At 61.3% G+C, this 10,980-nt stretch carries 10 protein-coding genes; 4 read left to right on the top strand and 6 right to left on the bottom strand.

Annotation, left to right across the window (positions count from 1 at the left end; all coding sequences use genetic code 11):
* The first annotated feature begins 354 nt into the window (after positions 1–354).
* Positions 355–1,905 carry a glycogen synthase GlgA gene (gene glgA, locus NW851_RS02535; protein WP_414336905.1) on the top strand — a complete coding sequence of 517 codons (1,551 nt, stop codon included), beginning with the start codon at positions 355–357 and terminating at the stop codon, positions 1,903–1,905.
* Between the two features lie 44 nt (positions 1,906–1,949).
* Positions 1,950–2,567, top strand: a complete 618-nt coding sequence (locus NW851_RS02530; RefSeq protein WP_414334486.1) for a hypothetical protein — start codon at positions 1,950–1,952, stop codon at positions 2,565–2,567.
* On the opposite strand, the gene rsmD is transcribed toward NW851_RS02530, so the two are convergent.
* The 4 genes from rsmD to NW851_RS02510 all read right to left on the bottom strand — a co-directional run bounded on the left by rsmD (position 2,564) and on the right by NW851_RS02510 (position 5,830).
* A complete protein-coding gene (gene rsmD / locus NW851_RS02525; RefSeq protein WP_414336903.1) occupies positions 2,564–3,115 on the bottom strand; it encodes a 16S rRNA (guanine(966)-N(2))-methyltransferase RsmD in 552 nt (183 codons plus the stop codon). The genes NW851_RS02530 and rsmD overlap by 4 nt on opposite strands.
* Before the next feature lie 9 nt (positions 3,116–3,124).
* The gene (locus NW851_RS02520) at positions 3,125–4,012 is read right to left on the bottom strand and encodes a Sll0314/Alr1548 family TPR repeat-containing protein (protein ID WP_414336902.1); all 888 of its coding nucleotides are present in this window, start codon (positions 4,010–4,012) and stop codon (positions 3,125–3,127) included.
* A 62-nt stretch (positions 4,013–4,074) separates the two neighbouring features.
* Entirely contained in the window at positions 4,075–4,836 is a 762-nt protein-coding gene (locus NW851_RS02515; RefSeq protein WP_414334518.1) for a HEAT repeat domain-containing protein, read from the bottom strand.
* 445 nt (positions 4,837–5,281) lie between these two features.
* Positions 5,282–5,830 carry a DUF4079 domain-containing protein gene (locus tag NW851_RS02510; RefSeq protein WP_414334492.1) on the bottom strand — a complete coding sequence of 183 codons (549 nt, stop codon included), beginning with the start codon at positions 5,828–5,830 and terminating at the stop codon, positions 5,282–5,284.
* Between the two features lie 202 nt (positions 5,831–6,032).
* Between NW851_RS02510 and NW851_RS02505 the strand changes: the two genes are divergently transcribed.
* Together NW851_RS02505 and NW851_RS02500 are read left to right on the top strand one after the other, a co-directional pair.
* Positions 6,033–6,518 carry a phycobilisome linker polypeptide gene (locus NW851_RS02505; RefSeq protein ID WP_414334493.1) on the top strand — a complete coding sequence of 162 codons (486 nt, stop codon included), beginning with the start codon at positions 6,033–6,035 and terminating at the stop codon, positions 6,516–6,518.
* A gap of 441 nt (positions 6,519–6,959) precedes the next feature.
* The gene (locus tag NW851_RS02500; protein ID WP_414336910.1) at positions 6,960–9,122 is read left to right on the top strand and encodes a polysaccharide deacetylase family protein; all 2,163 of its coding nucleotides are present in this window, start codon (positions 6,960–6,962) and stop codon (positions 9,120–9,122) included.
* A 2-nt stretch (positions 9,123–9,124) separates the two neighbouring features.
* Here the strand turns inward: NW851_RS02500 and NW851_RS02495 are convergent, their stop codons facing one another.
* Entirely contained in the window at positions 9,125–10,300 is a 1,176-nt protein-coding gene (locus NW851_RS02495) for an alpha-D-ribose 1-methylphosphonate 5-triphosphate diphosphatase (RefSeq protein WP_414336899.1), read from the bottom strand.
* Positions 10,281–10,976, bottom strand: a complete 696-nt coding sequence (locus NW851_RS02490; RefSeq protein WP_414334497.1) for an ATP-binding cassette domain-containing protein — start codon at positions 10,974–10,976, stop codon at positions 10,281–10,283. The genes NW851_RS02495 and NW851_RS02490 overlap by 20 nt, the downstream gene beginning before the upstream one ends.
* Positions 10,977–10,980 lie beyond the last annotated feature (4 nt).

The following is a 10,980-nucleotide window of genomic DNA, read 5'->3' as shown; positions in this document are numbered from 1 at the left end:
ATAAACACGAATCTGTCGCGCTTGAGCCAGTCATCGACGATGTCGAACCATCCTCGCTCCTGGCGTACGCGCCCTACTGCGATGGTCATAGGACGATCTTCTCCAGAAAAAAGACAACCGATGAAACCAATAAAGTGCAATGCAGCAGCGCTCACAGTATTTCTGAGCGGCACTGTCCTTCTATCTTACGAAAAATTAATAAATTGCAACACCTTCTCAGGATAAGGCTCTGCCCCGGCTTGGCCGGCATAGGGATCCCTTGTGTTTTAGGATGGGGAGGGTTTTGGCCGAGGGAACTGGGCCGGGAGCCGTCCGCCTCAGCAAGACAAAGGTCATCGCGATAGGGAGGGCATTGTGGTGCAAGCCAGGATTTTGTTTGCAGCGGCGGAGGCAGCACCCCTGGCAAAGGTGGGGGGCATGGCGGATGTGGTGGGATCCCTGCCCGTCGTTTTGCGCAAGCTGGGGCAGGATGTGCGCATCATCATGCCCCTGTACGGGTTTCTCTGGGACAAGTTCGGCCCGGAACCGGAGCAATATCCCCGCTCCAAGGATCCCATCTGGTCCAAACAGGTCATGGGCCAGGTGGCCGATATTTACGAAAGCGTTTTGCCCGGCACCGATGTGCCCCTCTACCTGGTCAGCCACTATTGTTTTGCCCCCCACCGCATTTACTACGGCGAGGACGAGTTCTGGCGCTTTACTTTTTTTGCCAACGCCGTGGCCGAATTTGCCTGGACCTACTACCCTTGGAAACCCAACATCATCCACTGCCACGACTGGCACACCGGCATGATCCCGGCCTGGATGCACCAGGCTCCTGACATCGGCACCGTCTTTACCATCCACAACCTGGCCTATCAAGGGCCTTGGCGTTGGCAACTGGAACGCATGACCTGGCTGCCCTGGTATTTTTCCGCCCACAACACCATGGCTGCCGGGATCCTCTATGCCGACCAGGTGAATACGGTTTCGCCCACCTATGCGATGGAGATCCGCACCCCTCTGCATGGAGAGGGCCTACAGGATCTGCTGGCCTGGAAAGGGGAGCGCCTGCGGGGGATCCTGAATGGGATCGACACCGAGCAGTTCGATCCCCGCACCGATCCCGCTCTCGAGGCCAACTTCAGCGTTGATGATCTGAGCGGTCGGGCGGTGAACAAAGCTGCGTTACAGGCCCGCCTGGGCTTGACCGTCAACCCCGACGTATTCCTGCTGGGCATGGTGGCCCGTTTGGTGGAACAGAAAGGGATCGACTTGCTCATCCAAACCCTGGATCGCTTTTTGGCCTATAGCGATTCACAATTTGTCTTGCTGGGCAGCGGCGAAGCCTACTACGAGGGGCGGATCCGGGAGATGGCCGAGCGGCACCCGGGCAGAATGGCCTATCAACAGGGTTACCAGCCGCAACTGGCCCAGTTGATCTACGGAGGAGCCGACGCCTTTTTGATGCCCAGCCGCTTTGAACCCTGTGGCATCAGCCAGATGATCGCCATGCGTTATGGGTGTGTACCCATCGTCCGCCGTACGGGGGGGCTGGTGGATACCGTCAGCCATCATATTCCCAGCAAGGGAACCGGCACCGGCTACTGCTTTGATCGCTACGAAGCCCTGGACTTCTACACCTGCTTGGCGCGGGCTTGGGAGGCTTTCCAGCACAAAGACACCTGGCAGGCGCTGCAAAAGCGGGGCATGGCCACCGATTTCAGTTGGCATCGCTCGGCGCTGGAATACCTGCGCATGTACGAGCTGATTATGAACTTGCCGCTGAGGCCGGAAAAGACCTCCTCTCAGGCTCAACCCGCCCCATCCCTGCCCAGTTCCACTCCCGCCAAGGCTGCGCAGCCACCTCCTCGGCAACCCCTGGCTGAGGGGATCCCTGAGCTGCAGCAGAGCCACGCAGAGTGAGGTAGAGTGGAACGGGTCAACGAGGTTTTGAGGGTTACCTGCCAATGTTCGGACGACGTCCCGCTGTTGTCGGCCAAAGTCGGCGCCAAGAGGCCGCTGCCCAGGGGCTCAACCTTCTGCGCCGTTCTTGGGCGCGGCTGGCTTTCGGCTTGTTGCTCGGCCTTGTCCTGGGCGCGGGCTCGAGTCTCTGGGCCACGGCTCAAGAGCTGCCCGCCGGACAGCAGCTCGTTCCCAACCCGCAGCAGTTTCGCGCTCTCGAGCAACCCAGCAATGCCCTCAGTGTGTTGCGAGCTGAACAATTGGCCGCCGAAGCCGATGCCGCCATCCAAGCGCAAAACTACGACCAGGCCATCCAGCTTCTGCAACAGGTGTTCGACGCCTACAACCAGCGCTCCAACTACCACCAAGATCTCTCCCGTGCCTTCGCCGGGATCCAAAACCGCATCTCCGAAGAGCAGCGGGAGCTGGCCCGCGTTGCTGCCCAGGCTCGGGATCAGGCTGCCTACGATTTGGCCGTGGTCTATCGGGCTGCCGGACGTCCTGAGGAGGCCGTGGGCTGGTTGATCCAGGTCATCAAGAGCCAGACTCCAACCCGGGAGCTGGGCACCCAGGCCTACCAGCAGCTTCTGGAAATTGGCTTTGTCAGCACTCCCTTCCCCTAGCGCTGCTCTTCCAGCTTGCGATAGAAAGCCAGCGCCGTTTGCCCATAGGCCCGCTGGTCAAAGCGCAGCAGGGATCCCATCTGGTCGGGTAGCTCCTGGCCGCTGCGATGCTCGACGATCAAAGTTCCGCCTGGCTTGAGCAAGGGCGGGATCAGCGGCAGCAGGGGGGCGTACAGACCCGCCGCGTAGGGGGGAGCAAAGTAGACGTAATCAAAGGGATCCAAACCCAGCCCTCGGCTGAGCAGCTTGCGGGCATCTCCCTGGATCACCTGAAAAGCTTGCCCCGGCTGGGCCACCTTGGTCCAGTTGGCCTGGATAAGGCGACAGGCAGAAGCAGCAATTTCGATCCCGGCCACAAAAGCCGCCCCCTGGCACAGGGCCTCTGCCCCCACCGTACCGGCCCCACAGCAGAGATCCAGCCAGCGACAGCCTTCCACCTGCCCTCGCAAGATGTTGAACAAGGCTTGCCTCACCCGGCCAGGGGTGGGTCGAGTACCCAGGCCGGCAGGGGTCTGCAGCGCTCGTTTGCCGCTGATGCGCAAGCCCATAGGCATCTATCAAGGGGTAGGTGTGGCAGGCAACTGGCCGGTCAACCCGCTGCGCTGGGCGGCGCGATCCCGTTCCATCTGGATTTGCGACACCAAAGCTTCAGGCAACTGGGCAGAAGCCTGCAGAGCTTGATCGAAAAGGGGGACAGCCTCCTGGTCTTGACCCTTGGCAACCAAAATTTGCGCCTTGAGGTAGTAGAGCTCCGGGTTGTTGCAGGAAGCAGCAATGGCCCGATCCACCGCCTCCAAGGCCTCGTCAAAGCGCTGCATATCCCGATAGGCCAGAGCTTGGCCGCGGTAGGACAAATACTCAGGCGCCGCCAGGCGAAATTGATCCAACGCCTTCTCCCGGTAGGTCAGCAGCAAATCCATATAGCCGTTGAGAAGATTCAACTCAGGGTCGCTGCTGTCCACAGCCTGGGCGGCCCGGATGGACGCAAACAATTGGTTGAGGGTGGGCAATGCCTTGGGCAAGCCGAGCACCACCCCCTCCCGCACCACGATGTTGGCCGCCTCCAACCCATAGCCCACCCCCTCATACAGGTTGCCGCGCAAGGGATCCGTCTTTTTCATCTCGGCGGCCACCTGGCGGGTTTGGGTGGCCAACTGGGCAAAAGCATCCAGATCCCCCTCTTGGTAGGCCAGCGCCGCCAGCAAGGCATAGACCATCGGCTCTGCGGGAGAGGACTTCTTGGCTATTTCCAGCTTCTCTCGGCTCTGGCTGTAGCGGCCCGCGCAGAAGAACTCCTCAAACGCCGCAGCCACTTCCGGGCTGATGGGGCGGGCATTGGCCCCGCTGCGAAACGGATCCTGGGCCCAAACCGGCAAGGCGGATCCCCATACCCAGCACAGGATCCCCACCAGCTTGGCCCCTCTGCTGAACTTGTCGCTTCTCATCCTCTGTGCCTCAACACCCACTGGGACCGGTCTAGCGAATCGGCGCGTGCTTGACCTGCTCTTCAGCGCAGCAGTTGCGCAATCGCAGCAATGGCCGCATCCTGAACCAACTCGTTGGGCTCGTAGGCCAGCAGATCGTGTAAGGGATCCAGAGCGCGCGGATCCCCAATTTGGCCGAGGGCGCGGGCTGCTGCCTCCCGCACCACCGGTTCTCCATCCGCAAGCTTGGTCAGCAAAGCCGGCACCGCCTCAACCGCCCGCATTTGCCCCAGCTGGTAGATGGTTTGCAGTTGGGCCTCCAGGGGAGTTGCTGCAACCGTGGGAGCCGAGCTATACACAGAGATACCTGAAGAGCTGCCATAGGAGTAGCCGCTGCCCGCCATCGAGATGGCCGAGAGAGCCTGCAGCGCCTCTAGGGCACGATATCGCTCTGTCTCGCTCATCTGAGGCAGTTGGGCCACCAGATCATCAAAAGCTCGCTGTACAGGATCGGCAGCCTGGTGGGCAATGCGGGTTAAGTGGCGGTCAGCCTGTACCTGCTGCCAAGACTGAAACGCTGCCAGACCTGCCACCACCAAAGCCGCATCGGCCAAAACAGCCAGCAGCGCCATTCCCCCCCAGATCTTGCTGCGACGGCTGAGCTTTCGCATCTGCTTATCCACGTAGCTAAAGGCCTGGTGCTGCCGTTCCCAGAAGTCGGGGGCCACCTGCAGAGTTTGGGCACTCAGATCGGGAGACAGAAGGTTTTCCTCGCGGGCTACCTCCAAGCTTTGTAGCCTTTGGTTCAAGCGAGAAAATTGTTTCGTCCAGAGCCAAGTAAACATCAAGTCACACCCTCCCTCCAAGCTTGCCCATAGCGGCTGGTGCTGTCACTCGGTGTCAGGCAAAGTTTGCCGACCCTTCCCTGCCATAAAGGTGAACTTATGCGCCAGGATAGCAAAAGCACCGGCTCCCCACCACCCAGTCTTTAACTTGAACTTGGGGTTGCAGGATGTCACTCATTGTAGACAGGCCGGCGAAGGGTGCCGACCGCGTCAGCGGGACGGAGTCCTTGGGGTTGACCGTACTTGCGTGAGTGCTAAGCACCACTTCGCGACCGAGGGAAGCCGCAGTCTTCCCTTCTCTTTTGAGCAACAAGGGGAGTGAGGACTTGACGAGCTTGGGGGGGAACAAGCCCAAAGGCTACGGGCTACTATGCCTCATAGTTTGGCCGGAGCACTCTGGGGTTTACAGGCATCACGATGTCTGAGTTCCCCAAAGGTCTGTAGATTACAAGGACAAGCCCAGCTTGACTCCAAGCAGGGCATGGACCAGTAGCACACACAGGATGAAGCTGCCCACATAGGCATGGGTGGTGCGCAGGGCCTCGCGGTTGCCCCCAAAGCCGCTGAGAGACAAAGCGCCATTGGCCGCCAACAACAGCAACACCAGGGATCCCGTCCAAAAATGGGGGCTGCTCAGCAGGGGCTGGCCCTGCATGACCAAGGAGAGAAGGCCGCCGGTGTAGCCCAAGGCAATGAAGGTGGCCATCCAGGGAGCCAATTTGCGGTGATCCAAGAGCGGCTTTTGGGCCGATTCCGGCAGGGATCCCTCTGGCGTTGTGGAGGCGGCTGCCAGGCGCAAGACCCGCCCCCGCCAACCGGTCAGGCCGACGAAGCTGCCCATGACCACCACCACAATGCCCATCATCAGAGGATGTCCCCATTGCACAATGGGCTGGGGCAGGTTGAAGCCGGCAAAAAACTGGGCCACCGGCTGCAAGGCAGCCGTCAACTCATCCGAAGTTGCCGACAGATCGGGCAGAGCCACACTCAGCATAGGGATCCCTCCACCTTTGGGACAACTACAACTTTTTAACCAGTCTCCTTAACAAATCTACAACAAACCCACCTTCGATGACAGATGCCGGTGGAAAGCTTCAGGGGATGCAGCCGCAACGGTAAAATATCTAGCGGTGAAGCCGTGGTCGGCCACAGATCTTCGGCTACCGCCTGCTAACGAGCAAAACGGAGTTATTCACATGGCCAAGTTGTTGTTGGGGGATCAATCCTTTGAAGTCGAGCTGCTGACGGATGTGCCCACCAATTGGCCTGGAATTAAAGTCATGTCCAAGGGAGCTAAGCTGGATATCCCGGCGGGAACAGTGGTGAGGGTGGAGTCAGAAGATGACCATGTAACCGGCTCCTACAAGGTGGTTTATCGTTTGGCTCCCGCCTATCCCCGCAGTTGGCGGCTGCTTTTGGAGCGGGAGAGCGCGGCTCCTGCACCTCAGGCGGAAGCGGCCCCAGCCGCTCAGGTCGCCCCCTCGGCGGCCTCGTCCCTACCCAACAGCGACAAGATTTTCACCCTCAAAGTGTCCGGTTTGGTGGGAGGGGGCGTGCGCAAGAGCGTTGTCGAGTACAAAGTGCCCTTCAGCCGCCTTTCTCAAGAAGTGAAGCGCATCACCCAAAGGGGGGGCAAGATCGTCAGCATTACAGAGTCCAATCTGTTGAGCAACCTGGAGTAGGGCCCAGCTCCCCCTCTGGGGTCTGTCTCCAAGGCTGCCGATCCAGGCCCCTTCAGCCCAAGCCGCTTTGACGGGCGCTCCCTGCTGTTTTTCCGGCGGCGATTGCATGGGTATCCCCAATCGGAAGAGAGGGGTGGTAGTCTGGCGTTGGTTTTGCCCTTGTCTGGGGGTAGGCTTTGGGTGGGAAAAGGCATTCCAGCAAGGGCTCAACTCTTGCGCTTGAGCGCCGATAACACCATCGGGAGTGGGGAGGAGGTCATGACGTCTCGGCAGCATCCGACGCGCTTGGGAGGGTCGATACCCCAAGGCAATTCAGGCTCCAGATCGACAAGGGGATCCCAGCCGTACTCCTCGCCCACTCCAAGACAAAGCCTTTCCGATTCCTCTCGGCATGCGCCGGCAAAGGCTCGACCTAGGGTGCTCCCCTTTCTAAACTTGCTGGTGATCCTGCTGGGATTTGGGACCGGCGCCCTGGTGGCCTGGGCAACCGCTCATCCCAACTGGGCCAGCCGCCTGCCGGCGCTCTTGCCGCCTCTGGCCGAGATCCCTGCCCCCCGCGCCCAGGCCAAGGCAGCCCAACAGCGCCCGTCCCTCCCCCAAGAGCCGCAACTGCAGCGGGATCCTTTTGCGTTGGATCCCTTGGCCAGCCTCTCCTACGTGCCCGCCATCATGTATCACGATGTGGTGGCTGGCCGCAAAGAGGTCTGGTTTGACACCACAGCGGCGGAGCTGCGGCAGCACTTTGAGGCCATCAAGCAGGCGGGGCTGACCCCCATCCACATCGACCAACTCTACAAACACCTGCGGGACGGGGATCCCTTACCGGAAAAAGCCATCCTGCTCACCTTCGACGACGCTTACCTGGGCCTGTACGAGAACGCCTACCCGCTGCTGAAGGAGTACAACTACCCTGCCACCTATTTTGTGCAGACCGGCTTTGTCGGCGTGCCCACCAGCAAAGACCACTTCACCTGGGATCAGATGCGGGAGATGGATGCCAGCGGGCTGATTGACTTTGCCGCCCACACCGTCAACCATCCCCCCGACCTGCGGCTGCTGGACGATGCCCGCCTGCGGCGAGAGGTGTTGGACTGCAAGACCAAGCTGGAGCAGGAGCTGGGCCACCCCATCCACTACTTCGCCTATCCGGAAGGCAATCGGGACGAGCGGGTGAAGCAATACCTGGCGGAGGCGGGTTACTGGATGGCCTTCACGATGGATCCCGGCTTTACGGGACAGTCGCCCAACTTGCTGGAGGTGCGCCGCTTTAACCAGTTTCGCCTCACCGAGGCCATTATCGGCGCCCGCACCTTCACCCTTGGCCGCAGCCCCGACTACTGGCTGGATGGGACGCAACCCTTGACCCTGACCGATGAGGTGATCGACAGGGTGCGGGTGCTAACCATCCGCGGCGGACGGGCAGCTACAGTGCACGCGGAGCGGCGCTACGAGGTAAGAACCCTAGTCCAGCGCTACCAGGCCGATGCCGGCATTAACGGCAGCTTCTTCTCCATCCCTTGGATTAACTCGGCCAGCAACGTCATGGTGGGGCCAGTGATGGCCGCCAACCACAAGACTTTCATCCCCGGTCGCCCCGAAGACGACAAGGTGGTGCGCGGTCGTCCCCTGGTGCTGCTGGGCAGGGATCGGCTGCGCTTTGTACCCTTTGATCCCGACACCATGACCCAGCTCGACAACCTTCGCCAGCTCATGCCGGATGTCACGGATCTGTTTGTGGCGGGCTTGTGGCTGGTTAAGGATGGCCGCGCCCTCTCTCCGAGGGAGATCGACTCGTTTCGCCTCTCCAGCGCCGCCGAGTTTCGCCCCCGCGCCTTTTTTGGCGTAGACAACCAGGATCAGGTGGTGATCGGGGTTACCAAAACCCACGTCAACGCCGCCATCCTGGCCAGCCTATTGCCCAAAATCGGGATCCGTGAGGCGGTGCTGCTGGACTCTGGCTTCAGCACCTCACTGGTCTACCAAGGGGAGATCCTCGCCACCGGCCATGCCGGCCCCAACCAGCCCAGCCGCCCTGTCCCCCACGCCATTTTGCTCTACGACCTGACCCGTCTGTGGAGGGAGGATCCCCGCCCGCAGGAAAGGGCCGCTTCCACAACCGATCGGGTGGAAGGGCTGGTGCAGCTTCTGCCGGCTAGCGACCAAGATGCAGCCAAAGCCTACCTGAACAGCGTTCTGGCCGGCCAGCGCACCCTCAAGCGGGGGGAGCGGGGCCCGGCCGTGGTGGCGGTGCAACTGGGCTTAAGCCGCCTGGCCGCTCAGCAGGGACGGCTGGATCTGCTCCCCTCTGGCCCTGATGGGGTATATGGCAATGAGGTGGCCCAGGCAGTGGCAGAGTTGCTGTTGGCCGAACCTGGGCTGGGCGAGACGGGATCCCCGCAAGCGATCCCCACTCCCCTGGTGGCGGGAACGGCAACCCCATCCAGCGGCGGGGACGCCATCGATGCTCAACTGCTGCAACGGCTGCTGGAGCGGGTTAATCTCGCCCCGGCCTCTGTGTTGGTGGATACCCGTCTGGAGCGGCCAACTTGGCCTCTGGAGCACAAGCCGACCCGGAAGCTGCTGCCGAGAGCGGCTCTAGAGTAGAGTTAGGGGGCCTCGACTCTGGACCCAACTCCTTGGGGATCCAGCCCTCCCTGCCAACCTAGGCCATTGCGGAGAAAGACAGGTCTGCCGGCAACAAACACGCCCATAACCCGGAAGGGCTTCTCCCGCAAGATCACCAGGTCGGCCCTCAGCCCTGGACAAAGAGCCCCCCGATCCTGGAGGCCAACGGCCTGGGCGGGGTTGCGGCTGACCAAGGCTATGGCCTGGGGCAACTCCAAAGCCTGCTTCTCCGCCAGGGCAAAGGCAGCTCTTAGCGCGGCAGCCGGCGAGTAGTCGGTGGCCAGAGCACCTAGGGATCCCGCCTTCAGGGCTTGCAGGGCGGAGAGATTGCCCACATGGGAGGATCCCCTAAGGGCGTTGGGGGCCCCCATGACCACCAGCAAGCCCAACTGTTGGGCTTCGCCAGCGGCCTCCAGCGTGACCGGGAACTCGCTAATCTTTACGCCCAGCTTGGCCATCAACTGAACCTTGTCAGAGGAATCGTCGTCATGGGAAGCCAGCGTGACTCCCCGCTCTTTTGCCTGCTGGGCCAGCTCGGCAAGGGCAGGGAGAACTTCTAGCTGGGATGGGTTCCTGAGGCTGGCGGCAACCTCCTCAGGCTGCTGGCCCAGGTGACGGGCCATATAGCGAACGTAGTCTTCTAGGGTCGGGAACTGGCCTTGGCCAGGCGTGTGATCCATAAACGAAAGGAGATCCACCCAACCTTGGCTGAGGGCGTGGCGAACGGCTGCTGCTCCCAAAGGGCGAGAGACTTCGTAGCGGGCATGGATCCGCAAGTCCAGCGACAAATGGGAACGCAGGGCAACCAATTGCTCGGCCAGGGCCAAAGCGGTCTCCGGGCTGCGCCAACCGGGCAGGCCCTCCCAAAAGGACAGGGTGACAAAAGCAGTGGTCATGCCTGCTGCCAGAGCTCGGTTTTCCCAAACCTCCAGGGCCATCTCGGCAGCCAACTGTACCCCTGGCCGCGGCTCCAGCTCCGGCTCTAGGCTGTCGGCGTGGAGATCGATGACGCCAGGGACGAGGGTTAACCCCTGTAAAGGGATTCCTTCGTCCACCTGCCCTTCTCGAATCTCGGCAATCGACTCCCCCTCCAGCCGCAGGGATCCCAGCTGGAGCACTTGGTCAGGGAGAACCAGCTTAAGTCCGGACAGCCACATCTTGCTTCTCCTCCAGGTGGTAGGTTTTGTCCACCAAGCCCGCCACGTCTTCTGGCGAGTGGAAAACGCCAACAAGCGCAGTTCCCTGCTGCTTCAGAAGGCGAAGGCGCTCCCGCAGAGCTTTCCTGGCCCCTGCATCCAAGCTGGCCGTGGGCTCGTCCAGCAGCAGCAAGGGATAGGGATGAATGAGCGAGCGGGCCAGGTTGAGCTTTTGTTTTTCGCCCCCAGAGAAGCCCGTGGGGAAAGCCTCCAGTAACTCTGGCTTCAGGTTCAGCTCCAGGAGCAACTCTGCCGCCCGCTGCCGTGCTCGGCTTTCTTCTACACCTCGCCACAGCAGCGGCTCCGCCACCAGCTCCAGGGCGGTGGTGCGGGGTCGGGGATCCAGAAACTGGCTGACATAGCCGATGTGCTCCCGCCGGATCCACAAGATCTCGCGATCCCCCAAACGCGCCAGATCCACCCTTCCGCGAGGAGTCTGCAGAAGGATCTGCCCCCCTGTGGGACAGTAGCTGCGATAGAGCGTCCGCAACAGGGAAGACTTGCCGGCGCCATTGGGGCCCTCTAGGAGCAGCAACTCCCCTGCTTGTAGGGAGAAGCTCACCTGTCTGAAAGCCAGAACTTCCCGTCCCAGCCGGTGCAGGAAAAACCGCTTTTCCAAATCGATAACTTGCAGCATCTCT

It is taken from the genome of Synechococcus sp. H55.7 (genome assembly GCF_047462395.1).
GTDB lineage: Bacteria > Cyanobacteriota > Cyanobacteriia > Thermostichales > Thermostichaceae > Thermostichus.
Note: the sequence above shows the minus strand (reverse complement) of the source record. Positions and strands in the feature narration are given on the sequence as shown.

What these genes read in the sequence shown, in the direction of transcription:
- NW851_RS02530 (WP_414334486.1), top strand. Translation starts at nt 1,950, where the DNA reads ATGTTCGGACGACGTCCCGCTGTTGTCGGCCAAAGTCGGCGCCAAGAG.
- rsmD (WP_414336903.1), bottom strand. Translation starts at nt 3,115, where the DNA reads ATGGGCTTGCGCATCAGCGGCAAACGAGCGCTGCAGACCCCTGCCGGC.
- NW851_RS02520 (WP_414336902.1), bottom strand. Translation starts at nt 4,012, where the DNA reads ATGAGAAGCGACAAGTTCAGCAGAGGGGCCAAGCTGGTGGGGATCCTG.
- NW851_RS02515 (WP_414334518.1), bottom strand. Translation starts at nt 4,836, where the DNA reads ATGTTTACTTGGCTCTGGACGAAACAATTTTCTCGCTTGAACCAAAGG.
- NW851_RS02510 (WP_414334492.1), bottom strand. Translation starts at nt 5,830, where the DNA reads ATGCTGAGTGTGGCTCTGCCCGATCTGTCGGCAACTTCGGATGAGTTG.
- NW851_RS02505 (WP_414334493.1), top strand. Translation starts at nt 6,033, where the DNA reads ATGGCCAAGTTGTTGTTGGGGGATCAATCCTTTGAAGTCGAGCTGCTG.
- NW851_RS02495 (WP_414336899.1), bottom strand. Translation starts at nt 10,300, where the DNA reads ATGTGGCTGTCCGGACTTAAGCTGGTTCTCCCTGACCAAGTGCTCCAG.
- NW851_RS02490 (WP_414334497.1), bottom strand. Translation starts at nt 10,976, where the DNA reads ATGCTGCAAGTTATCGATTTGGAAAAGCGGTTTTTCCTGCACCGGCTG.